Here is a 24,678-nt window from a genome sequence, read left to right on the forward strand (position 1 = left end):
TTGATTGAGTGGATAGATTCGAAGCGGGGCAAGAAAGCACTAACACACTATTTAGTAAAATCGCGGTGTTGTTTGTGTTTGTTGCGTTAATGACTAGTTTTGTTCTGTACTTCAACAATAGTGACCCTGATGTGAAGTATCTGGCAATGGAAAATTTGCAACAACGCTTTTCACAAAGTGTGACGAACAGCCATTGGCAATGGCAGGCAGAAGGGAGACCGAGGATGATAGTGTTAGTGCACTACGAGAGTCAACCAGGTGGCAACGCATCGCCGGTGGAAAAAGACAGACGACCGATTCAAATGGGGTTGAACGGTTATCCGGTTGCTAGCGCGAGCGCAGAGGGGTGCGCTAAAATATGGCAGATGATCCTTAACATGCCATTGGAAATCAAAGGTTTTAAAGTGTTTGCGGAATATTTTGCAGATACTGACGGGACAGATGCTATAGACGATGCAAAATGTCGCTATCGCCTATCGGTCGGTCCAAGTTTCGAATATCAACTTGCCAATGGGCGAGTCAGCACGTTAACGAGGTGAGCAGCATGCACACAAACATAAATCAGATGAATAACAATTCCACGCAAACCTCTGGTATGGAGAAAGGTAAAGTGATCATGAAGAATAAACAGCAAGGTTTTACTCTAATCGAGTTAGTTGTGGTGGTGATTGTGCTTGGCTTATTAGCCGCCACTGCTTTACCGCGTATGTTGGATATTACCAAAGACGCAGAAGACGCTACGGTTGAAGGCGTAGCCGGTGGTTTTGCCACTGGAGTGGGTTTGGTCCGCGCCGCGTGGGAATTAGAAGGCCGACCTCAAGAAAACTTTGGCACTAATAGTTCATCTGTGGTGATTGACGGTGTTCAAGTTGGTATTGACATGGACTCTGGCTACCCTACAGGTCAATTAAGTAACGATTCTAGCAGCGAAGACGATAGTATCAACGATTTGGACTGCGAGAGTGTGTTTAATCTTATTATGCAAAGTGCACCTACAATCTCTTCAAGTTGGGAGCAGCGTCCTTTTGAAAATTTCCGTTATTTTACTAATTCAAGTGAAGGCACAGGATCTGGCGGCAACGATATTTGTTATTACTACCTGACGCAAACCATCAAAAATAGAACAGTAGAACCAACAGATAGAAACGTTGGTAATGGTTTCATATACGACCCTCGAATTGGTCAAGTGATCGTATTTAGTAATAACTAGTAGCAGCGCGTTTCTGCTCAAATAATAACTAGGTATTAAATTAAATACCTAATAACTGAACTTAACTATATAAAACCTATAAAATTTTAGACATTATACAAACTGATAACCGAGGATACACTTATGCAACAACAACGCGGCTTTACCTTAATTGAACTGATCATTGTCATTGTGATCTTAGGCATCTTAGCAGTGACGGCTGCTCCAAGATTTATTAACTTAAGCAGTGACGCGACTGCTTCTACCCTGCAAGGCGTTAAAGCAGCACTGCAAAGTGGTGCGCAATTGGTATATGCCAAGTCTGCCATTGCGGGTGAGCAAGGAAATGCATCAGCAGAAGATGCTACGTCTCAAGTATTGGTTAGCGGTGTTACCGTAGAAACTGATTATGGCTATCCAGACGCTGAAACTATGACCGCTGCTATGCTGGCAGGATGGGTACAATTGGAACTAGGTACAGATTTTTCAATTGTCCTTAACTCAGTCGCGGGAGGACAATCTTTTGCAATCGTTCCTGGAGCGACGGCACCTTCCACATTTACAGCTACAGGAACTGGCGCAGACACCTGTCATGTACTTTACACCGATGCAACAGGGCCAAACAGTGCACCTACTATTGTTGCTAACACGTCAGCTTGTTAAGTCTGCGAAACCAATTAATTACTGGTTTCCAGATGATCAACAGTGAGGACTCAATCTTTCGCTAAACGCCCTGTCGGCTTCACATTGTTGGAGCTGATTATGGTTATGGCGTTGCTTGGGATTCTTGCGGTTAGTGTTGCACCACGCTTCCAGTCTACTGGCAGCGTGGTGGAATATACCTACCAATCTCGCCTAATATCTTCGCTGCGCACCATGCAACAGCGAGCTATGAACGACACTCGTAGCGGATTTTGCTTTTTCGTCAACGTCTTTGGTGGAAGTAATTCATCCTTTGGTCCACCCACGCTCAATTACGCTAATTCTAATCGTGCAAACACTTGCGCTACTACCATAGATAGCAGTGAAGATGCCCAGTATTTAGTGGCCAATATTGATGAAATGGCGGCTGATAATGTCACTATCACTGACGGAGCTGGCACCATCTCATTCAATAGTATGGGCTGTCCTGCGACAGCGTCTGGAAACTGTGGCAGTAGCAAAAGAATCGAATTGCGAGGTGAAACTACCATCGCTGTTTGTATTGAATCTCAGGGATATATTCATGCCTGTGATTAACTCAAACCATAGCGTTAAACAAACTGGCTTCACCTTAATTGAAATGATTGTCGGTATTGTTATCTTTGGCATCGCTCTGTCATTAGTTACTACCCTTATCTTCCCACAAGCGAGACGCAGTGTAGATCCCATCATGCAAGTTAGAGCTACGGAGCTAGCCGGCACTTTGCTTCGAGAGATTAGTGCCAAAGCGTTTGACGAAAACAGTAGAGGAAGTATTCGGTGTAATGATGATTTAAACGCCGATGGTGATTTTAATGACGCCGGTGAAATAGCCTGCACGGCAGCCTCCGATTTAGGCCCTGAGCCAGGCGAGTCGCGCACTGCTAGCCAATCTAATTTTGACGATGTAGACGATTACAATGGTTTGGTACAAGGGGCTGGTCAAGCGGACCCCATCATTCGCAATTCTTTAGGTGAAGTCTTGGTCGTTGACGGCCAAACTTTATATGCCGGTTTTAGCGTTTCTGTTTCGGTGGTGTATGACGGTAACATGGACGGTGTTGCCGATATCAATCAAACCGCCAAGCTCATAACGGTCAATGTTAATACACCAGGCGGCGAGACCCTGCAGTTTGCTAGGTATCGGAGTAATTACTGATGCGCCAAGGCAATGCAAAAGGTTTCACCTTAATTGAGCTGGTCACTGTGCTGGTGGTGTTAGGTGTGGTGTCAGTAGGTATCGCCGGCTTTATTCGCACCGGTACTGATATTTACGTGGACGTAGTGGAGCGAGACCAAATATTAAGTGAAGGGCGATTCGTGGTGGAGCGCCTAAAGCGCGAAGTGACCAATGCTCTGCCTAATAGCTTGCGTGTCGGAGGTGATGCCAGTATTCAGTGTATTGAGTTTGTCCCCGTACTATTTAGTAGTTTCTATTTTGATATACCGGTAGCGCCGGAAGACCCTAGTGATACCGTTAAAGTAGTCGCAACATCTGCCAGTACTAGTACCTACAGCTATCAGTCGGGGCACTCCATCGTGGTCTACCCAACGTCCATTAATGATGTTTATGGGAGCGCATCAAAACGATTTTTACTTGATAGTGCGCCTACATTAGATCCCGATGATAATAAAAAACTGATTATCACCTTAACCAGTGACGTGCAATTTAGTACCGACTCTCCAAGTTCCCGAGCGTATATTGTTGGTGGCCCTGTGAGTTACTGCGTTACCAATAAACAAATATATCGTCACGCCGACTATGGGTTTAATACATCTCAGAGCACTTCTTTGAGTAATGGCGTATTGATGGCTGAAAATATCCAGAATAATTTAAATGGCTCAGCCCAAGATAAACCGTTTCGAATTTCTCAAGCGACACTTACTCGAAATGCTTTTATCTTAATGTTGTTGAGATTTGAATTGAACGATGAGTTGGTGGTGTTTAACAACGAGGTACATATTCCCAATGCGCCTTAGTCATGGATACCTCGCTCGCTCATTAGACTCACAACGTGGCAGCATGTTAGTGATTTCGTTATTTGTCATCATCATCATGGCACTTCTGGGATTGACCATGGTGCGGTTATTATCTGCTTCAGCTGATGCGGTGATCCACGAAGTGTATGGAGCAAGGGCATTGCAAGCTGCACAATCCTCTTTAGAGCTGACGATTAAAAAAGCTTTCCCTTTGACTCAAGATGGCGCCAGCGTATGTAGCACTAATACTAAATCGTTTGCTAATACGCCGGGATTACAAAGGTGCTTGACCATTTCAAGTTGCAGTTTAACCACAGGCTTCGTCGATGAAACGACGCAATATTATCGTTTTCAAAGTATTGGCATTTGTACGGCAGGAAAGGTAACGGCTAGTCGAACGGTGGCGGTAGATGCCATCTTGGAATGATCATGCGCTTTTTACCGTGTGTTGCTGATTATTGTCAGTCGCGGCGTCCTTCCCCTTTGTGTTGATGTGTTTCCTATGCGCTCCCAAGTTACTCTAATGGTGGCTGACACAATCTTCAATTAGGCGTTTAAAAGATAGTGCTGAATTTAATCTGCTTGTCCGTTTCATCACTAACGGAGATTAGCCAACGGATACAAATTTAGGTGTTTGTTAATGCAATGCTAATAAACATCTTTTATATATTGGGTAAGCTATTGTAATTAGCTAAAATGCGCCCCATTTATTGTTTTTATTAGTATTACGCGTCTCTTTGCTTGCTGAATAACAGGGGCATTGGTAAAGTTAGCGGATCTTCATTTAATCTCTCACATCACAGGGTGCGGTCTGTTCATGTTTAAAAAGCTTCGAGGAATGTTTTCGAACGATTTATCAATCGACCTCGGTACGGCAAATACGCTTATTTATGTTAAAGGACAGGGTATTGTTCTGAATGAGCCATCCGTTGTCGCTATTCGCCAAGAACGAGCCGGTGGGCCGAAAAGCGTCGCCGCAGTAGGAAGTGCAGCCAAACAGATGCTGGGCAGAACGCCGGGCAATATTAAAGCGATCCGTCCTATGAAAGACGGTGTTATCGCTGACTTTTACGTGACTGAAAAAATGTTACAGCACTTTATTAAACAAGTTCACGATAATAACTTCTTAAAGCCTAGCCCTCGGGTTTTGGTTTGTGTTCCTTGTGGTTCTACCCAAGTTGAACGTCGTGCTATTCGTGAATCGGCTTTAGGTGCAGGTGCACGAGATGTATACCTCATCGATGAGCCTATGGCCGCTGCTATTGGTTCCGGTTTGCCGGTATCTGAAGCTACCGGCTCTATGGTAGTTGATATCGGTGGTGGTACGACCGAAGTAGCGATCATCTCACTTAATGGTGTGGTGTATTCTTCTTCTGTGCGTATCGGTGGTGATAAATTTGATGAAGCCATTATCAATTATATTCGTCGTAACTTTGGTTCACTGATAGGTGAGGCTACGGCTGAGCGAATAAAACATGAAATCGGTGCGGCTTACCCTGGGGAAGAAGTACGTGAAATAGAAGTACGCGGCCGTAATCTAGCCGAAGGTGTGCCTAGAGGGTTCATGTTGAACAGCAACGAGATTCTGGAAGCCTTGCAAGAACCATTAACTGGCATAGTGTCAGCCGTTATGGTGGCATTGGAGCAGTCTCCGCCGGAGCTTGCATCTGATATTTCAGAACGAGGCATGGTGCTCACCGGTGGTGGTGCTTTGTTGAAAGACCTTGATCGCTTATTGATGGAAGAAACTGGGATCCCAGTTGTCATCGCCGATGATCCCCTGACTTGTGTTGCTCGAGGCGGTGGTAAAGCCTTCGAAATGATTGATATTCATGGTGGTGATCTGTTTAGTTACGAATAGTCTGATAAATATGTTGAAGATCAGATGTTGCGTTACCTATGCCGCCCTTACTAAAGGGTGTAGCCTTAAATGAATACCATGTTTACCAGAGGGCCATCCATAGTCAGCAGACTCGCGTTGGCCTTATTCTTATCTGTGGTATTAATCTTTGTAGACCACAAGTACGACGGCTTTGCATCTATCAAAGTGTATCTAAATTCACTTGTTAGCCCACTGCAATATGTGGCCAGTCTACCGGGTCAAATACTCAGCTCCAGCGCAGAACGATTCACCTCGCATCAAAAACTTTTGGAAGATAATCGTCTATTGACTTTGCAGGCGGTTATTATGTCGGAAAAGCTACAACGATTTGAATTACTACAGCAGGAAAACACCCGCTTACGTTTGCTTTTGGGATCACCGATCAGCGCACCCACTGAGAAAATGGTTACCGAATTAATGGCCGTTGATAACAACCCTTTTAGTCTGCAGATTGTCATCGATAAAGGTGCGATACACGGAGTTTACGAAGGGCAAACTGTGCTGGATGATAAGGGCATAGTGGGACAAATTATGGAAGTGGGTACCACCAACAGCCGTGTGCTGCTGTTAGCGGACATCAGTCATGCAATTCCGCTGCGTATCGCGCGCAATAATGTGCGTCTAATTGCCAATGGCTCGGGCGAACTTGATGAATTGTTGCTCGAACATGTCGCCCATAGTGCCGATATCCAAGTTGGCGATATGCTGGTCTCTTCTGGCCTAGGAGACGTATTTCCGGAAGGCTATCCGACCGCGATTATTACTTCAATTGTATTAGATGAAAGTCGTCCATTTGCCCAAGTGACGGCCACCCCTATTGCGCAGTTAGACCGCTTACGCTACTTGCTTTTATTGTGGCCAGAAGATGCACCTACGCGACCCATCTTTCAAGACTATGAGAGGGCGCTGGAGACAGTACCATGAAACTGCGTAGCTACATTATTGCCCTGAGCATCATCGTTGCGCTGGTACTGCAAATAGTGCCCATGCCTTTAACCGTCGATAAATTCCGTCCAGATTGGGTTTTATTGGTCTTGTCGTACTGGGCATTAGCGCTGCCTAATCGCGTCAATGTCGGTGTGGCATTTTTCATTGGTATCGTACTGGACGTGCTCATGGGAACAAGTTTGGGTGTGCATAGCTTTGCATTGTGTGTGAACGTCTTTGTTTTGGCTGCTAACTACCAACGCCTTAGAAATTATTCGATTTGGCAGCAATCGGTAATCATTGGAACACTTTCAGCTCTTTACCATTTGCTGGTATTCTGGTTACAACATCTACAGACTGATGTGAATTTTCTATTCAATTACTTATGGCCTGTATTGCCCTCTATGTTGATGTGGCCATGGGTTTTTGCCCTACTCAGAAAGGTCAGACGACAATTCAGAATTACCTGATAACGGGATAAATCATGCTGCTGTTAGCTTCACAATCACCAAGGCGTAAAACACTTTTGGCCCAGTTGGGTGTGCAATTTACTACACTTAATGTGGATATTGATGAAACTCATCGGCCATTAGAAAGGTCCGAAGATTATGTAACGCGATTGGCTCGTGAAAAAGCGCAAGCAGGACTGGCAAGCAGACCAGAAATGCAATGGTCTTTGGGTGCGGATACAGTGGTGGTGACAGATCAAGGTGAGCATGAGCAGATACTCGGCAAGCCGCGAGATTTCGAACACGCGAAACACATGTGGAGCCAGTTGGCAAAAGGTCCGCACAATGTGCTCACAGCGGTCGCTATTGCTTCGAACAGCGATACGATCGAGTGTGTGGTGAATACCCAAGTATGGTTTAGCGCCTTGTCAGAAAGGCAAATGCAATGGTATTGGAATACTGGTGAGCCCCAAGACAAAGCAGGGGGCTATGGTATTCAAGGTTTAGCCGGACAATTTGTGAAACAGATAAAAGGTAGTTATAGCGCGGTAGTCGGGTTACCGTTATACCAAACGAGTGAACTTATTAAACAAGCAGGTATTAGCCAGAATGAGTGCTGAGTTGTTAATCAATGTCACACCATCAGAGTCTAGAGTGGCTCTGATTGAGAATGGCATTTTGCAGGAAATTCATATTGAACGGCACACCAAACGTGGTTTGGTTGGCAACATTTACCGTGGCAAAGTGAGTCGGGTGTTGCCTGGCATGCAAGCGGCGTTCGTTGATATTGGTTTAGATAAAGCCGCGTTTCTGCATGCCTCTGATATCGCATTTCACAATGAAGTTAGAGATGAAATGTCATCCACTGCCATTGCTAAAAAAGACATTCGAGAGCTGCTTCGTGATGGACAGGATATTGTCGTTCAAGTGGTTAAAGATCCGATTGGCACCAAAGGGGCTAGATTAACCACCGACATCACTATTCCTTCGCGCTATCTAGTGTTCATGCCCAGTGTTGATCATGTGGGCGTGTCGCAACGCATCGAAGGTGAAGAAGAGCGTGAGCGTCTGCGGCTGTTGATACAACAATTTTGCAGTGACGATGGTGGCTTTATCTTGCGCACTGCCGCCGAAGGCGTGCAAGAAAAAGAGCTGATCTCAGATGCCGAATTTCTCAAGCGTCTGTGGGCAAAAATTCAGTCTCGAATGAAAAGCAAAAAAGGCAACGTACTCTACGAAGATCTGCCTCTAGCGAGACGGGTGCTGCGGGATTTCGTTGGTACCGAGTTGGATCGTATTCGGATTGATTCAAAATTGTCGTTTCAAGAATTAAAGCACTTCACTCAGGAATATGTACCTGAATTGAATAAATTGCTCGAATACTATCAAGGAGAAAGACCGATTTTCGATCTGTATGATGTCGAAAATGAAGCGCAGCGCTCCTTGGAAAGGCGAGTTGATCTTAAATCAGGTGGTTATCTGATCATTGATCAAACTGAAGCTATGACCACCATAGACATCAACACCGGTGCTTTCGTCGGCCATCGAAATTTAGAAGAAACCATCTTTAACACTAATATTGAAGCCACTCAGGCAATTGCGCGGCAACTACGATTGCGCAACTTAGGAGGCATGATACTTATCGACTTTATTGATATGTCGGTAGAGGACCATAAGCGCCGTGTAATGCATAGTCTAGAAGTCGCCACTAGCAAAGATAGGGCTAAAACTAACATCCACGGTTTTACATCTTTGGGGTTGATAGAAATGACCCGTAAACGCACAAGGGAGAGCCTAGAGCATATCTTGTGTGGAGAGTGCCCTGTCTGTAAAGGTCGCGGCTCGATTAAAACCGTAGAAACAATTTGTTTTGAAGTGATGCGTGAAATTGTCAGAGTTAATCGTGCTTATGATGCCGATAAATTCGTGGTCTATGCATCACCGGCGGTTGCCGAAGCGCTTCTTGGTGAAGAATCTCATATGTTGGCAGAGCTTGAAGTATTCGTATCGAAACAGATAAAAGTACAAACTGAATTACTCTACAACCAAGACAAGTTTGACGTGGTAATGATGTGAAACCAGTCTCATTCTATGCTGCCTACATACTGAAAAAACTGTGGACATTCGCCGCTATATTGCTGGTGGTTGTGGCGGTATCTATCAGTGTGTTGCGATTTTCCTTGCCGTATATGGAAAATCAAAAGCATAGAGTTGAAACCTGGTTAAGCAATCAATATGGCGTTGAGCTAAGAATTGGTCAACTCAGTGCTGACTGGAACCAAAATGGTCCCACTTTGGTGCTTAAAAATGTGCATCTTAAACAAGACCAGAAGTCGCCAATTGGGCTGCAAATAAGTGAAACCTTAATCGAGCTTAATTTTTGGGAATCGATTATGGCTCGCCAAGTGCAGTCTCAGCGATTCGAGTTAAATGGTCTGGCGTTATCCGTTAACCTCGCGCTTATTCAAACCTCAGAAAACGAATTTCCTATTGTGGAGGCGATGCAACGCTTGTTTCTAGAGCAACTTCACCGATTTTCCATAAGCAACAGTATTGTCGATGTGATCACCCAATATGATCAGCAATTGATCCAAATCCAGCAACTCAGCTGGATCAATAAAGCCAATCGTCACCAAGGGGTAGGGCAATTGCGCGTTGTTGAGTTGGCAAATAATTCAGCCACCTTCACCTTGGATTTGTATGGTGGCAAGGATGATCTCAATGGTACTTTTTACGCCCGCGGAGAAGAACTTGATCTCTCGCCTTGGCTAAACCAGCTGGTTCGGACTCAAAACCAACTTACTCAAAGTCGTGGTAATTTTACCTTTTGGGCCGGGATAAAACAGGGCCGAGTTGAAAACGCACAAATTGAATTACAAAAAAGTGAATTTGCCTGGACCACCCCTGATGCTAGGGTGGAAGCGGCTATAGTGGGTGGTCGAATCCGCGCTGTACCCGATAGTTTAGGTTGGAAATTCAACATCGATGATCTGACATTTGAGTCTCAACAGCGGCAATTAGTAACCAGTTGGGTAGGCCATATCGGCCGCGATGGAAGCTCGCGAATAAGTAATGTGAATTCACTGGATATGGGCTTTCTTTTGCCCTTATTGCCGCTAGCAGTTGATAAACAAACCATTGAATTTGTTGAGCGTCTGTCTCCCAAGGCGCATATCGATAATTTCGCCGTTTCCTTTGGTTCGTCGTTTTTGGCCAGTGTTGATTTTTCACAAGTCCAGTGGAATCAGGTAGACAGTCTACCGGGCTTAGCAAATATAACCGGTCGTTATGTGATGAATGATGAGCATGGTCGTCTTACGGTGCAAGGAATCGCCGGTAAAATACAAACAGACAACGTCATGGACGATAATCTTTTGTATGAAAACCTGTATATGGATGCCTACTTTGAATGGCACGACCGCGGACTGCGCATTGATGTGCCCGAGTTTAATATCGAAGGCGATCAATTCAGTTTGAACCAACAATTTTCATACGATACTCAAGATAACCAACTGGCACTTTTTACCGAGCTCGACAGTCTACCTATCAGCTCAGTCAAAAAGCTATTTCCCAACCGCTTTTTAGATCCACAAACCAAAAACTACTTAGTCGATGCGCTGCAAGACGGGCAGCTAGCGTCAGCACAGGTGCTATGGCAGGGCGCGTTAAGTGAGTTTCCCTTTGCTAACAATCAAGGTGTATTCCAAGCAAAAGTTGATTTAACTGATTCCACCCTCAAGTTCGCGCCAAGTTGGCCTGCGCTAACTGAGTTAGATATTAAGCTGTTATTCGAAAACGAAGCCTTGTTTATGCGTGCAGATAAAGGTCAGTTGATGGATGTCTCGTTATCCAAATTATCGGCGCAGATCCCTCGATTAGCCAGTAATGCCGTTTTGAGTATACAAGCGCAGGCTCATGCTAACAGCAAAGATGCCGTCGCCTTAATAAATAACAGTGACTTAGCTGAATCCTTAGGCCAAGCCCTAACCGAAGGCATACGCCTGGATGGCACTCTGACCACCCAACTGGACCTCACTATTCCACTTGGCGAAGGGGATGTGGTTGCCGCTGGCAGTGTAGCATTGTCGGGGAACTCGCTTACTGTGCCCAGCTTAGGGATTTCGTTTGACGACGTCAAAGGTCAAGTTAGCTTTAATAATGACCTCGTGACTGCAGATGATATTGTCGCCAGTTTATTTAGCCAGCCAGTGACGGTAAGTTTCCAAGGTCGTGACGGCCCTGCAGAGGCTTATTTAGCTGATATCGGATTATCTGGTGATTGGCAGCTTACCCCTCTGCTAAAAACCTATCAGCCAAGCATGTCGAAATACGTTAACGGTAACGCCAGTTGGCAAGCTCAAACCAAACTGACGCTTGGCGGCGAGTCTTATGCGTACAGTTTCGAACTCAGTAGCCAGTTGAAAGGTGTGGGATCTGAATTACCTGCTCCTTTTACAAAGGATACTGGCTTGACAATGCCTTTATCAATTATTGTAAGTGGACAAAATCAGGCTTCCAATATCAATCTAAAACTGGCTGATAACATTACTTTTGAAGGGGTTTTGCCACACGATACGATGCAATTCTCTCGCGCACATTTGGCAATAGGCGCAGATGAAGCTGTGGGTATGGGATTGGGTTTTAGCATATCCGCTAACCTTCCCTTTGTAGATTTCGACGCTTGGTTTGAAGCCATATCGGTATTGGTAAATAACTTACCTTCTTCAGAAGCGCCCATGTTGTCTGAACCACAGCGTGTTTATGTTAATGCCGATTCGATGTTGATTGCGGGACAAAATATCCAGCAATTGGAGCTAGTGGCCAAACACTCCACCGAAGACTGGCTGTTGGAGTTTAATGCGGATCAAATTCGCGCCGAAGTCATTTTCTATGATGATTGGCTCAATCGCGGTATTGATATTAAAGCTGACTTTATTGAATTGGCAGATTGGCAAGGAGAAAAAAACGAAGGGTTCCAACAAGCAAATCTACAGAACTTGCCGCCAGTCAACTTTGCCTGCAAGAGTTGTAAGCTGTTTGGCAAAGACTTAGGCCGAGTTGATTTCTCATTATCCAGATCACCTAAGGGCATGCAGATTGATAATTTGCGGTTCAATAATACCAATGGCATTTTATATGCAACGGGTGAGTGGCAGATGTCTGATGCAGGCTCTAAAACCCAGCTCCAAGGTGAATTAAGCAGCCCTGATTTTGGCGCTTTGTTAAAGGGCTTTGGCCTAGACTCAGGTATTAAAGATTCTAAGGCTAACTTCGATTTCAATGTCAGTTGGGATGACGCCCCGCACAAGTTTTCGCTTGCTAGTCTAAACGGTGCGGTTGATTGGCGCCTTACTGACGGTTACTTGTCTGATGTAAGCGATCAAGGCGCGCGTTTGTTCAGTATTCTCAGTTTACAGTCGTTAATTCGTAAATTGAGTCTCGACTTCAGGGATGTATTTGCTAAAGGCTTTTTCTACGACAAAATGGACGGTTCATTTCAAATCGTCAATGGCCGTGCTGATACGCGAGACACTGTCATTGATGGGTCTGCAGGCGAAATGGTGATATCTGGTTACGCTGATCTCTCTAGCCAAGAAATAAACTATTTAATTGAGTTTGCACCTAATGTGACATCAAGCTTACCGCTACTGGTCTATTGGATGGTTAACCCTGCAACCGCCATTGCTGCCTTAGCAATTGACCAAGTACTCACTGAAGCCAAAGTGATCTCGAATGTACGCTATTCCGTCACTGGCTCTTTTGACGAGCCTGTATTCACGGAATTAGATCGTAAGAGCAAAGAAGTGGCTTTACCCGCCAGAACATTACCTCCTGTGCAGAGTGAGCCTGACAAGGTACACCGTGAATTGCCCGACGAACGAGTTAATCTACAGATCAACAAAGGTGGTGATCCTCGTGGCTAAATTGGTTGCTTGTCAAATGGTGTCTTCTCCGGATGTACACACCAATCTCGATACTGTGCGAAGGTTAGTGGCGCAACAGCAACCGGGAGATTTGGTGGTACTGCCTGAATGCTTTGCCTGTTTTGGCGCTTCCGATAAGTATTTACTCAGTGTTGCGGAAAAAAAAGGTGAAGGCCAAATTCAAACCTGTTTAAGTCAACTTGCGAAACAATATGGCGTGTGGATAGTGGCAGGCACAGTGCCGTTGAGGTGCGAGGACCAACAGAAATACACTGCATCATGCTTGATTTATAACGATCAAGGTGACTGTGTCGAAGAATATCAAAAGATCCATTTGTTCGACGTTCAAGTTCAAGACACCACCCGAAATTACAAAGAATCCAAATACACTCAAGCAGGATCACGTTTAGTGGTGGTCGATTCTCCCTTTGGCAAACTTGGTATCGCGGTGTGTTATGATGTGCGATTCGCAGGCCTGTTTCAGGCCATGGGGCAAATCGATGTGTTGGCTTTGCCCGCTGCGTTTACCCAAACAACAGGCGAGGCACATTGGCATGCATTGCTGCGAGCCAGAGCGATTGAAAAACAATGTTACTTGGTCGCTGCAGGGCAAGGTGGAAAGCATGAAAACGGGCGTGAAACCTATGGCCACTCCTGTGTTATTTCCCCTTGGGGAACCATAAGCGAAGAAATCCAAAAAGGAGAGGGCGCAATTAGTGCTCACTTCGATAAATCAGAAATTACCCGTATACGAGCCAGTATGCCCGTTCACGAACATAATCAATTCAGGAGTTACCTTGTCTAATTTGGTCCAGGAAAATCTACTTACCGCTTCAGATTTAACCACTTCAAAGGTAGACGATGCCTTGGGCTTGATCTATCAGCACCAAAATGACTTTGCCGATATTTATTTTCAGTCTAGTCAACACGAGAGTTGGGTATTGGAAGACGGCATCATCAAAGATGGCAGCTATAATATCGAGCGCGGTGTAGGTGTTCGAGCGGTGAGTGGCGAAAAAACCGGTTTTGCTTATTCTGATGACATTAGCCCTGACGCTTTGATGAAAGCGGCCAAAGCGGCACGCTCTATTTCACCTAGTGGTGGTAACCATAAGATTGTCGCCGTTGCTCCCCAAACGGTAACCCCTCGTTATCAACCAAATAACCCGATCCTTGGTATGCAAGAGCATGAAAAAATCACCTTGTTACAGAACGTCGACAAGTATATCCGCGATCAAGAGCCGCTCGCCAGCCAAGTCGTTGTTAGTATCAGTGGTGTTTATGAAGAGATTTTAATCGCCGCAACGGATGGCACCTTTAGTACCGATATACGTCCATTGATCCGCCTTAACTGTTCAATACTTATTGAGCAAAATGGACGTCGGGAACGCGGCAGTGCTGGCATGGGCGGCCGCTATAGTTACGCCTATTTTCTACAGATGGAAGGTGCTCAAGAGCGTTATAAAAACCTCGCCGACGAAGCCATTCATATGGCCAGAGTAAACATGCAGGCCATTGATGCCCCCGCAGGTTTGATGCCAGTCGTATTAGGTAGCGGTTGGCCTGGTGTGTTATTACATGAGGCTGTAGGACACGGATTGGAAGGGGATTTCAATCGTAAAGGCGCATCCACCTTTAGTGGTCGTATTGGTGAGCAGGTTGCAGCTAAAGGTGTCACAGTGGTTGATGATGGCACCTTAACCGATCGCAGAGGCTCACTTTCAATTGATGATGAAGGTACGCCAAGTCAGCGCAATGTGTTGATCGAAGACGGAATTTTGAAAGGCTACATGCAAGACAAACTCAATGCCCGTTTAATGGGAGTTAATCCTACTGGAAATGGTCGCAGAGAATCCTATGCTCACTTACCTATGCCCCGTATGACCAATACCTTTATGCTTGAAGGACAATATTCAGCAGAAGAAATTATTGCCAGTATTGACCGCGGCGTTTATGCCCCTAACTTTGGTGGTGGACAGGTTGACATTACCTCTGGCAAGTTCGTATTTTCGACATCCGAAGCTTACTTGATCGAGAAGGGCAAAATAACAACGCCCATCAAAGGGGCTACTTTGATCGGTAATGGCCCTGAGGTGATGGCAAAAATCTCGATGATTGGAAACAATCTGAGTTTAGACAAAGGGGTTGGCGTGTGCGGAAAAGACGGCCAAAGTGTCCCTGTTGGTGTGGGTCAACCGACACTGAAAGTAGATGAACTAACCGTCGGCGGTACCGCTTAATTAACCAGCACTGTGTATTAAATGTGTCGGTCAATTAATTAACGTATCTACCCATCTCGCTTCTCAGCAGTTGGGTAGATAGTGGAATAACGCGAGACTCGAATACGCTATTCGCTGGCTGCGATGTTATCCTTTAAGTATTGAAATATCTCCCGCGCGGCTTTCGGTGGCTTGTTAGTTTCTTGCTGCTTTTTCGCTTGGCGAGATAGCTGCCTTAATTTTTGGCGATCGAGATCTGGATGTTCATTCAGTAATTGCATAATACCATCATCACCTAACAGCACTTTATCTCTGGCTTCTTCAATATGATGAAATTTTTGCGTTTGCTGATGATGGGCCATTTGTAACTGGTGCAAGGCGACTTTAATCGGCTGCACATCGCGATGACGCATCATTTTGCCAATCAACTGCAGCTGCCGTCTAAACCCGTCTTTCTTGCGGTTTATCTTGCGGGCCAAATCAACTGCTTCTGCCAGTTCATCGTCAAGCGGAATTTTAGCCAAGGCAGACTGACCTAACTCAACTAATTGTTCGCCTAGCTTCTGCAACTCAGTGCTTTCTTGCTTGAGTTGCGTTTTACTTTTAATCTCAGCTTGTGAGTCTTGATTGCTTAAATTCGAGTCGCTCATGATCTTATCTTTAATGTTACACTAGCATCATTGTAACCCAGCCAGAGAAACACAGCATCAATAGTTGTGTATTGAAAGTGAGCCTTATATGCAAATGGAGCAACAATTAGCGCAAATTCAACAAGTCGTTGAAGAAGTTTTAGCGTTAGCCAAACAAAAAGGAGCCAGTCATGCTGAAGCCAGCATGTCTAAAGTACAAGGAATTGCCGTATCGACTCGACTCAAAGAAGTTGAGACCGTCGAGTTTACCAATGATGGTGGACTAGGTATCAGTGTGTATTTTGGACAGCGAAAAGGCAGTGCATCGACGGCAGATTTGAGTCGTGGTGCACTCACTCTTGCAGTTGAAAAAGCCTGTGAAATTGCAAAATACACCAGCGAAGATCCTTTTTCAGGACCAGCCGACGCCGATTTACTTGCTTATGGATTTCCCGATCTCGATCTATACCACCCAATTGAACTCGATACGCAACTGGGAATTAAGCAGGCCATTGCCGCCGAGACTGCGGCGCTGAATTTCGACCCTAGGATCACTAACTCTGATGGTGCCTCATACAACGCAAACATCGGTATGAAAGTATACGGTAACAGCCATGGGTTTATCGGTGGTTATCCAAGTAGCCGCTACAGCTTGAGCTGTGTGGTGATAGGTGAACAAAATGGTGATATGCAACGAGATTACAGCTATACGGTGAATCGACAAGCAGATTTGTTGTTAGCGCCAGAGCAAGTTGGCAAAGAAGCCGCTGAATTTACCCTAAGCCATTTGAATGCCCGAAAAGTCAAAACAGCCAAAGTGCCAGTGTTGTTTCATCGCGATGTGGCGTCTGGTTTATTGGGTCATTTTGTCAGTGCCATAAGCGGCGGCAGTTTATACCGAAACTCGTCGTTTTTGCTCGACAGTTTGGGCACGCAGGTATTGCCTGATTGGTTTGAAATTCTAGAACGTCCGCATTTAAAAAGCGCACTGGCCAGTTCTCCATTTGACAATGAAGGAGTACGAACCCAAGACATGACCATTGTTGAGTCAGGGGTGTTAAATCATTATTTGCTGACCAGCTACTCGGCGAGAAAAATGAAAATGCAAAATAACGGTCATGCAGGCGGCATTCATAATTGGCTTGTGAAGCATACCGGCCATAGTGATGAGGCATTATTGCGCGAACTAGGCACTGGATTACTTGTCACAGAGCTAATGGGGCAAGGGGTGAATATCGTAACCGGAGACTATTCAAGAGGCGCGGCAGGCTTTTGGGTAGAGAATGGCGTAATTCAATACCCAGTGCATGAAGTGACCATTGCCGGTAACTTGAAAGACATGTTGAAAAACATCGTGGCTATAGGCGCAGTACCTGAAACCCGCAGTAGTATTCAAGTGGGTTCAATTTTGCTCAGTGAAATGCAATTAGCCGGCGATTAATCGAACGTCGTATTTTATAGATCCAGGACTGTAAAATAACAAAAAGGCGAACACCAGGTTCGCCTTTTTTGCGCTTGTTCAATTCACATTGTCAGTTAATTAACTGTCAACAGTGCCACAAAAACGATAGCCTTCACCGTGAATGGTCACAATCAAATCATCTGAGTTCACTTCTGACTCAAAGTGTTTGCGAATACGTCTTATGGTCACGTCAACGGTGCGGTCATTAGGACGAAGTTCACGCCCAGTCATTTCCATAATCAGCTGTTCACGTGTGAGTATTTTACCAGGGTTACTCAAAAATAAATGCAGCGCTCGAAACTCACTTCGAGGTAGGCGGAATTCATTTTTACTGGGCGAAATCAAACTACGGCTGTCGCCATCTAATATCCAACCGTTAAAGCTCACGCGACTAGGTAAATCATCATCGTCGTTATTGCTTAAGGTACGATTAAGTAGATTTCGAGCTCGTATGGTCAACTCTCTTGGATTAAATGGTTTGGTAAGATAATCATCTGCACCAATTTCCAACCCTAGAATGCGGTCAACGTCATTGTCTCTACCGGTCAAGAATATTAGGCCAACATTCTTACGATCTCTGACTTCTCTAGCGAGGATTAGACCATTTTTACCGGGTAAATTAATATCCATTATCACGAGATTGATGTTGTTATTTTCGAAGAAGTCGTGCATTTGGCTGCCGTCTTCCGCTTCGAAAACGTTATAGCCTTCCGCCTCGAACAGACTCTTCAAGGTAGTTCGAGTTACAACTTCATCTTCAACAATTAATATGTTCGGTGTCATAGTCTTATTACCATTTCATATACGTTTAACTAGTTTAACAGAAAATATCGATAAATCAGGGGATTATCCACTGAAATTTGCGAACTTTAATAATCGAGCACTGAATTTCACAGACGAAGTCTTGTACTTGTTTCTGCTAATGTAGATTTTTACTCGATCATACTCACTCACTAAACTCATTAGCCCGCCTTGATTCACAAACTGCGGCGACTCACCAATAGTGACCATTTGCTTATTTGCCGTTTCCAATTGTTGGAAAATATCGTCGCTTTCATTTGCCTGGTCAATAAACAAATAATGACATTTTTGCACATAGGCCTCTGGCAGTGTGTTTATTTGCACAACGTTTAAAGCAACCTTAGCGCTTTTGGCAAAGTCGTCTTTTACCAGTTCTTGGTAATATTTCCCGCCATCTTGTTCCAAGAGACAGAAGTTTTGTTTATTTGAGGGATTGTCCCAACGGGAATAATTGACGATGTGCAACATAAAGGTGGCGCGGATAGATACATCTAAACCATAAGTTCCACGGTCAATATTGCTTTGCGCTAAGGCAAATTTGCTTAACAGCACTAACATGCAAAAGATAACAAACTTGATTTTCATGAGCTTTTTGCCAAGGCTGCGGCGTCGACTTGGCGTACCGGAAATAAGATATCAAACTTCACGCCTTGGTTTTCTTCACTGGTGATGCTGATCGAGCCATTGAGCGCTTGCGTGACCAAGTTATACACCAGATGCATTCCTAATCCGCTGCCACCTTGTCCTCGCTTGGTGGTTACAAATGGATCGAATATGCGTTTACGAAGATGCTCTGGAATGCCCTTGCCATTGTCCAGATAACGGATGCTGATCTTGTTATCTGCGACCATTTCCACGTAGATGTCAATGCGTCCATTGTCCATGAATTCAAAACCATGAATAATAGAATTCATGATCAAATTCATCATAATTTGATTAATCGGCCCGGCTTTCGTCTCGATGAATAGTTCGTTACTGCAATGCAGTTCAATGGTGTGATTAAATTTCTTCAACTTAGGACGCATCGACAGCAGTATTTCGTCCATCAACTGGGCAAAGGAGAAAATACGGCTATTCTCTGATGACTGATCAACTGCCACCTGTTTAAAGCTGGAAATCAGCTCCGCTGCTCTGTTTAGGTTGCGATATATAATATTCAGGTTTTCCTGTCCTTCCGAAATGAATTTGGACAGTGTGCTGGCTTTAAGTGATTTATTTTCGAATTCTTTTTCAATAAAATTTAAGCGGTCTAACATCATAGTAGAGGCGGTAACCCCTAGACCAATGGGGGTGTTAACTTCGTGCGCTACACCAGCAACCATGTCGCCCAAGGAGGCCATTTTTTCGTTCTGCACCATTTGACGTTGAAATTGGTGGAGTTTCTCTAGGGTTTGGATCAGTTCTTGGTTCGCTTCTTTGAGGGCTAAAGTGCGATGTTCAACTTTCTCTTCCAAGCTTGCTTGTAATTTCGCTTGTTCCTGTTCCGCAGAATCACGCTCATTTAAATAATGTTGCGTGCGTTCGAGCATGTCATTAAAGGCAATGGCTAAAATATCCAGCTCCTTAATATTGGTTTTTTCTGCTCGTCCGTCGTAATCCCGTTGTCTTGATACCCTTTGCACTAGCGTGACTAGGTTAGTAATGGGATCAGCCAGTGTTTTCTGCAATTTCAGCGTTAAGAAGTAACAAATGATAAGAATGATAATTAACACCACTAAGGTATTAATAATTGAATCGGCCGTCAGTTTATTCAGGATCTCAGCTGACACCCGCAAATACACATACCCGTAGAGTGTCTCATTGACTCGGACAGGCTTGATGACTTCAAAATAGCTGCCATTGAGCACCGGTTCTTTAAGTTCATCAATGCGTGACCACATCTCAGGGATGGGTAATTGTCCCTTGCGGTTGTAGCTAGTAAAAAAACTCGGGTCTTGACCTTCGTTGTACTTATAAATATGCACAACGTCGATAAAACTGGCAGCTTCCAATCGTTTTAAATTGTTTTCTTCAACGACGTCGTCGTTAAATTGCAGGCTGGCTTCAGCATTACTGCTGATCAACTCACCGTAAACATTTACCTGCTGTTCAAGTTCACTTTTATAATTGGAAATTTGATTAATCAGCGACACACTTGAGGTGACCACCAATGCTAAGGTGGTAATAGCCATGACCACCCATACAATCAGAGTTTTTATTGACAGAAATTTAGCATCTGGCGTCATGACTTCAAATGGGCTCTTGATGGGTTAACTACGGGTTACCAATAATAGTGATATAAATCTGGCAAAAATGAAACTTTTTCACCAATAAAGTTCACAAAAATCAATTGCAACAGCCAATATTGCGTTTGTTGGCGCTAATTTGTTATTTTCTTAGCAGGGTGAGTAACTCAGTTTCGGTTATATTGAGTTTGGCTGCGGCACGGCTGGCCGAAACCAGTTGGTCCACTTTTCCTTGCTCATCAGCAGCGCTTACCCGTAAGGATGAGAAATCGGTCAGACAAATACACATGGCTTCCCCTTCTTGAATATTCAAGCTTTCTACTGATATAGGAGCACGTTTATACAATAAATTAGGGCACACTTGGGTGCGAGTAGGAAGCGCAATACAGTTAGACGGTAGCTCTTGTGCGATTGCTTGATGAACCCAGCAAGACAGCAACACTAAACCAGTGGTCGTTATTGCTGGCAACCACTTTACGCTATTCACACTGACACCTAGTTTCAACATGACTGATACAATTCTACATAACGTTGCGCTGCTTGCTGCCAGGTAAATCGACTTTGCATCGCGCGTTTCTTCATGTGCGCAAAGGACTCAGGAAACTCATAGTAATAAAGCAGTGCTCTTTGAACACAACTCAGTAAAGCGGTGCTGTCAGGATTTTCAAATACAAAACCAGTCGCCTGATCCGGTTGATTAAGCATATCAATAACCGTGTCTTTTAAGCCGCCAACGCCGCGAACAATAGGAATGGTGCCATAAGCGAGGCTGTACATTTGGTTGAGTCCACAAGGTTCAAACAACGAAGGCATTAAGAAAAAATCGCTTCCGGCTTCTAGCAAATGGGCTAATTCTTCACTGAAGGTATTGATAAAGATAAATCTGTCGGGATGAATTTGCGCTAAACGTTTTAACACTTCACCAATAGAAGGATCGCCAGTGCCGATGATCAATAATTGAATGTTGTGTTGCAATAAATCTTCTAACACCGGCAGCAAATAGCCAAACCCTTTTTGCTCGGTTAACCGACATACCATGCCGATCAATGGGATTTTTGGATCTTCAGCGAAACCGGTTTTTTTCTGCAGTTCCCGCTTACAACTCTGTTTGCCAGCGGGATTATCCACATCGAAATTTTCCGGCAGATGTTTATCCGTTGCCGGGTCCCATTGGCTGTAGTCGCAACCATTGAGAATGCCAGATACGTCATCTTTGCGTTGTTGAAATTCATGATACAACATATGACTACCCAAAGTTGTGAGCAGTTCTTTGGCATAATTTGGACTAACAGTGTTGATCTTATTGGCATAGCGAATACCGATGCGTAAAAAGTTTACGGCATCGCCATCAAGTTGATTGTGTAATTCATATTGGTCATGTAAAAAAGGAATTTGATCAAGTCGATGGGTGCCATGAAAAGCGCCATTGTGAATGGTTAAAATGCTTTTACTGTTAGCAAAGAATTCACTGCTGTGGGTTTTCATAAAATACGGCGTCAAAGCCGTGTGCCAATCATTGCAGTGCACAATATCAGGTTGAAAATCCAAACTCTTGCTAGCTTGCAAGGCCGCACCGGCGAAAAACGCAAAGCGCTCAGCGTTATCGGGATAAGCATGGTAGCCATCGGTATAAAAACCGTTTCTGTCGAAGTAATCAGGATAGTCCACACAGTACACGGGAACATTTTCAATCTGCAATTGGCGCAATTGAAAACGGTAGGGCTTGTGATTAGCGAACAAGGTTTGCTCATCTATAACGACAGGCGCTGAGAATTTATCTGCAATTGCTTTGTAATAGGGCATCACGATAATAACTTCGTGACCTAGCTTCTTTAATTCTATCGGTAATGCTTTAGCGACGTCTGCTAACCCACCCGTTTTAGCGAGATCTTCTACTTCTGATACAACGAATAAGATTTTCAATTTTGATGACTCCGAGGCAGCGTTAAGCAAAAAACAGCATGGGCATATTGAAACACCGGTTTGTTGTGGCTATTCAATTGCAACTGTTGTTTGTCACTCTTGTTAGCATAGGTCACAAATACAGAAGCACATCAATTGATCCAATATCTTAAGATTACCTGAGCCTGACCTCATGTGGCAAGTGAACAAGTATGCTAACTTATCCAGAGATGAGGTTAACTTAACGCATTCTACTTATGCGCGTTGCTCTACAAGGTAAGCTCTAATTCAAACTAACGCTTAGGCGTGTTAGAGCACTTGTGCTTTAACACCGATACAGATTGAATTTTGGCGTATATGCAATGGTTTTGACTTTGCCAAATGCCGTTTTAAGCAAATCTGAATAGGGTAAAAAGCGATTGGCCACCACCAGTAACGTTGAATTGCGATGCATATGCTCGCCAACTTGCTGAATAAAGGTTTGCGTAATGGAATAGTCGGTTTTGATACCGGTGTGAAAAGGTGGGTTGGTCATTATGTGATCGAAGCTACCTTGGATTTGCGCCAAGCCATCAGAAGCGATGACATCGCCCTTAAGGTCATTCTTTTCAAGACTGAGCTTGGCACAGGTAATGGCCAATGCGCTCACATCACTGAGGGTCAGTTGCACATCGGCAAACTGCTTTCCGACAAAGCAGGCAATCACGCCAGCGCCACAAGCAAAGTCGAGCACTTTTCCGCTAATATCTGGCTTTATATTTTCGATAAGTAATTTTGTGCCAGGATCGAGTTGACCGGCATTAAAGACGCCGGGAAGAAATGCTATCGAGCAGCTGGTCTCGCCCAATTGGATGTCTTTATAGCTTAGCCAGTCTGTCAGCTCGAATGAATGATCATGTTCAATGTGGGCACAATAAAGCGCGCAGTGTCGAGCAGAGTCAATTTTATTGGTTTGCGCACTGACATTTTGACACAGCTTTTCGGCATTCTTGATACCAGACTTGTTTTCACCGACTAAAAAGATGCTGCCGCCAGGCTTCACAGCAGCGGCCATATTAGCAATCAACATCAATGCTTGATCTTTGGCCTTGGGCATATAAATGATCGCACCATCAAAGGCGTGCTGGTCTTCACAATGAGCACCAAAGGTGTGTTGCTTGGGATCAAAAGATCCCGCACAGGCTTGATAAACGTCGAAGTATTGGTGAAAACCATGGAACTGGGCATCGCCAAGTTGGTTAAATATTTCCGCTTCCGTGGGATTAACAACTAACCACTTACCTTGTTCAAAATGTTCGGTATTGCGCAGTAGAACCTGACTCGGTGCTGATAGCATCAACTGATCCTCTCAAACATTAGATCCCAAACACCATGACCAAGACGGTGCCCACGTTTTTCAAATTTCGTTAAAGGCCGACTGTCCGGTCTAGGCACATAATCCGCTGTTTCGGATTGATTTTTAAAACCCGGAGCTTGTGACATCACCTCTAACATATGCTCAGCGTAATTTTCCCAATCTGTGGCCATATGAAATACGCCGCCAATTTTAAGTTTGGATCTGAGCTTTTCGACAAATTCGGGCTGCACTATGCGACGTTTATGATGGCGCTTTTTGTGCCAAGGATCAGGGAAAAACAATTGTAAGCGGTCAATGGTTTGTTCAGCCAAGCAATCGTTAAAGACTTCAACGGCATCATGCTCATAAACGCGTAAGTTGGTTACGCCCTTTTCATGTGCATCAGCCATACAAGTACCCACGCCTGGACGATGCACTTCTATGCCAATAAAGTTTTTATCAGGCTCAGCGGCGGCCATCTCAACCAGTGAAGTACCCATGCCAAAGCCTATTTCTAATACTAAGGGGGCTTGTCTGCCAAACACTTGAGCGAGATCTAAAATGCCGTCGCTATGGTTCAAGCCCATCGTCGGCCAAAACTCCTCTAGCGCTTTGGCTTGGCCTTTGGTCAAACGACCTTCGCGCTTTACAAAGCTACGTATTTTTTGAACATAAACACCGGCGGCTTCGGCTTCTTGCTGAGTTTTGAACTGGCTCATGGAATGGTTATCTCTGTAATCGTGCATTCTCAGGTCAGCGGTTGATCTGACCAAGATGTTAACAAACGTGTCGGGCTGCGCATTATGACGCTATGCAGCGTATTTGCAAATTTCTATACGTACTCGCGCCTTTATTTTAGAGTACCTGAGACTGATTATAAAGCGGCTCGGTTCATTCTCATGGATGCACATCTGTGCCGCTTTTGAAACTGAACAACACCATTATGCCTGTGCCAAGCGATTTTGTTACAAATTCCGATTAGCAACTCAGTGATATAGGCGACACACTCAAGCATAGTAAAATATAAGCAATAGCGTTATCACTAAGCAAAATGACAGCTGTGCTTGCAAGC

Annotated in this window: 24 protein-coding genes; 16 read left to right on the forward strand and 8 right to left on the reverse strand. The window is 44.6% G+C overall.

Annotated features, from left to right (window positions below; genetic code table 11):
* Positions 1 to 8 precede the first annotated feature (8 nt).
* The 15 genes from ABD036_RS09525 (at position 9) to tldD (ending at position 15,272) form a co-directional block, all read left to right on the forward strand.
* Positions 9 to 539, forward strand: a complete 531-nt coding sequence (locus tag ABD036_RS09525) for a hypothetical protein (RefSeq protein WP_343859145.1) — start codon at positions 9 to 11, stop codon at positions 537 to 539.
* A gap of 56 nt (positions 540 to 595) precedes the next feature.
* Positions 596 to 1,210 (forward strand): prepilin-type N-terminal cleavage/methylation domain-containing protein, encoded by a 615-nt coding sequence (locus ABD036_RS09530; protein WP_343859300.1) that lies wholly within the window; start codon positions 596 to 598, stop codon positions 1,208 to 1,210.
* A gap of 123 nt (positions 1,211 to 1,333) precedes the next feature.
* Entirely contained in the window at positions 1,334 to 1,852 is a 519-nt protein-coding gene (locus ABD036_RS09535) for a prepilin-type N-terminal cleavage/methylation domain-containing protein (RefSeq protein ID WP_343859147.1), read from the forward strand.
* 42 nt (positions 1,853 to 1,894) lie between these two features.
* A complete protein-coding gene (locus tag ABD036_RS09540) occupies positions 1,895 to 2,428 on the forward strand; it encodes a prepilin-type N-terminal cleavage/methylation domain-containing protein (RefSeq protein ID WP_343859149.1) in 534 nt (177 codons plus the stop codon).
* Complete coding sequence (locus ABD036_RS09545; protein WP_343859152.1) at positions 2,415 to 3,029, forward strand: type IV pilus modification PilV family protein; 615 nt, start codon at positions 2,415 to 2,417, stop codon at positions 3,027 to 3,029. The genes ABD036_RS09540 and ABD036_RS09545 overlap by 14 nt, the downstream gene beginning before the upstream one ends.
* Positions 3,029 to 3,850: a prepilin-type N-terminal cleavage/methylation domain-containing protein gene (locus ABD036_RS09550; protein ID WP_343859153.1), complete on the forward strand. Its 822-nt coding sequence runs from the start codon at positions 3,029 to 3,031 to the stop codon at positions 3,848 to 3,850. Before ABD036_RS09545 ends, ABD036_RS09550 begins: the two co-directional genes overlap by 1 nt.
* Positions 3,840 to 4,277 carry a pilus assembly PilX family protein gene (locus tag ABD036_RS09555; RefSeq protein WP_343859154.1) on the forward strand — a complete coding sequence of 146 codons (438 nt, stop codon included), beginning with the start codon at positions 3,840 to 3,842 and terminating at the stop codon, positions 4,275 to 4,277. Before ABD036_RS09550 ends, ABD036_RS09555 begins: the two co-directional genes overlap by 11 nt.
* A gap of 390 nt (positions 4,278 to 4,667) precedes the next feature.
* Positions 4,668 to 5,711 (forward strand): rod shape-determining protein, encoded by a 1,044-nt coding sequence (locus ABD036_RS09560; RefSeq protein WP_343859155.1) that lies wholly within the window; start codon positions 4,668 to 4,670, stop codon positions 5,709 to 5,711.
* A 69-nt stretch (positions 5,712 to 5,780) separates the two neighbouring features.
* Complete coding sequence (gene mreC, locus ABD036_RS09565) at positions 5,781 to 6,656, forward strand: rod shape-determining protein MreC (protein WP_343859158.1); 876 nt, start codon at positions 5,781 to 5,783, stop codon at positions 6,654 to 6,656.
* Entirely contained in the window at positions 6,653 to 7,129 is a 477-nt protein-coding gene (gene mreD, locus ABD036_RS09570) for a rod shape-determining protein MreD (RefSeq protein ID WP_343859161.1), read from the forward strand. Before mreC ends, mreD begins: the two co-directional genes overlap by 4 nt.
* A 14-nt stretch (positions 7,130 to 7,143) precedes the next feature.
* Positions 7,144 to 7,728, forward strand: a complete 585-nt coding sequence (locus tag ABD036_RS09575; protein ID WP_343859163.1) for a Maf family protein — start codon at positions 7,144 to 7,146, stop codon at positions 7,726 to 7,728.
* Positions 7,718 to 9,184: a ribonuclease G gene (gene rng / locus ABD036_RS09580; protein ID WP_343859165.1), complete on the forward strand. Its 1,467-nt coding sequence runs from the start codon at positions 7,718 to 7,720 to the stop codon at positions 9,182 to 9,184. Before ABD036_RS09575 ends, rng begins: the two co-directional genes overlap by 11 nt.
* Positions 9,181 to 13,032, forward strand: a complete 3,852-nt coding sequence (locus ABD036_RS09585) for a YhdP family protein (RefSeq protein WP_343859167.1) — start codon at positions 9,181 to 9,183, stop codon at positions 13,030 to 13,032. Before rng ends, ABD036_RS09585 begins: the two co-directional genes overlap by 4 nt.
* Positions 13,025 to 13,837 (forward strand): carbon-nitrogen hydrolase family protein, encoded by an 813-nt coding sequence (locus ABD036_RS09590; RefSeq protein ID WP_343859169.1) that lies wholly within the window; start codon positions 13,025 to 13,027, stop codon positions 13,835 to 13,837. Before ABD036_RS09585 ends, ABD036_RS09590 begins: the two co-directional genes overlap by 8 nt.
* Positions 13,830 to 15,272, forward strand: a complete 1,443-nt coding sequence (tldD, locus tag ABD036_RS09595) for a metalloprotease TldD (protein ID WP_343859172.1) — start codon at positions 13,830 to 13,832, stop codon at positions 15,270 to 15,272. The genes ABD036_RS09590 and tldD overlap by 8 nt, the downstream gene beginning before the upstream one ends.
* A gap of 107 nt (positions 15,273 to 15,379) precedes the next feature.
* Here tldD and yjgA read toward each other — a convergent pair whose 3' ends face one another.
* Entirely contained in the window at positions 15,380 to 15,901 is a 522-nt protein-coding gene (yjgA, locus tag ABD036_RS09600; protein ID WP_343859175.1) for a ribosome biogenesis factor YjgA, read from the reverse strand.
* 88 nt (positions 15,902 to 15,989) lie between these two features.
* On the opposite strand from yjgA, the gene pmbA reads away from it, so the two are divergent.
* Positions 15,990 to 17,321 (forward strand): metalloprotease PmbA, encoded by a 1,332-nt coding sequence (pmbA, locus tag ABD036_RS09605; protein WP_343859177.1) that lies wholly within the window; start codon positions 15,990 to 15,992, stop codon positions 17,319 to 17,321.
* A gap of 99 nt (positions 17,322 to 17,420) precedes the next feature.
* On the opposite strand, the gene arcA is transcribed toward pmbA, so the two are convergent.
* The 7 genes from arcA to trmB all read right to left on the reverse strand — a co-directional run bounded on the left by arcA (position 17,421) and on the right by trmB (position 24,325).
* On the reverse strand, positions 17,421 to 18,125 hold the full coding sequence (gene arcA / locus ABD036_RS09610) for a two-component system response regulator ArcA (protein ID WP_343859180.1): 705 nt from the start codon (positions 18,123 to 18,125) through the stop codon (positions 17,421 to 17,423).
* Positions 18,126 to 18,188: 63 nt separating this feature from the next.
* Complete coding sequence (locus ABD036_RS09615; RefSeq protein WP_343859181.1) at positions 18,189 to 18,728, reverse strand: YfiR family protein; 540 nt, start codon at positions 18,726 to 18,728, stop codon at positions 18,189 to 18,191.
* Positions 18,725 to 20,368, reverse strand: coding sequence for an ATP-binding protein (locus tag ABD036_RS09620; RefSeq protein ID WP_343859182.1), 1,644 nt, complete (start codon positions 20,366 to 20,368; stop codon positions 18,725 to 18,727). The genes ABD036_RS09615 and ABD036_RS09620 overlap by 4 nt, the downstream gene beginning before the upstream one ends.
* 142 nt (positions 20,369 to 20,510) lie before the next feature.
* A complete protein-coding gene (locus ABD036_RS09625) occupies positions 20,511 to 20,855 on the reverse strand; it encodes a hypothetical protein (protein ID WP_343859185.1) in 345 nt (114 codons plus the stop codon).
* Between the two features lie 14 nt (positions 20,856 to 20,869).
* Positions 20,870 to 22,291, reverse strand: a complete 1,422-nt coding sequence (gene glgA / locus ABD036_RS09630) for a glycogen synthase GlgA (RefSeq protein ID WP_343859187.1) — start codon at positions 22,289 to 22,291, stop codon at positions 20,870 to 20,872.
* A 304-nt stretch (positions 22,292 to 22,595) separates the two neighbouring features.
* Positions 22,596 to 23,606 (reverse strand): methyltransferase, encoded by a 1,011-nt coding sequence (locus tag ABD036_RS09635; protein ID WP_343859188.1) that lies wholly within the window; start codon positions 23,604 to 23,606, stop codon positions 22,596 to 22,598.
* Positions 23,606 to 24,325, reverse strand: coding sequence for a tRNA (guanosine(46)-N7)-methyltransferase TrmB (trmB, locus tag ABD036_RS09640; RefSeq protein WP_343859189.1), 720 nt, complete (start codon positions 24,323 to 24,325; stop codon positions 23,606 to 23,608). Before trmB ends, ABD036_RS09635 begins: the two co-directional genes overlap by 1 nt.
* Positions 24,326 to 24,678 lie beyond the last annotated feature (353 nt).

The sequence above is a fragment of the Aliiglaciecola litoralis genome (assembly GCF_039523355.1).
In the GTDB taxonomy this organism is placed as follows: domain Bacteria; phylum Pseudomonadota; class Gammaproteobacteria; order Enterobacterales; family Alteromonadaceae; genus Aliiglaciecola; species Aliiglaciecola litoralis.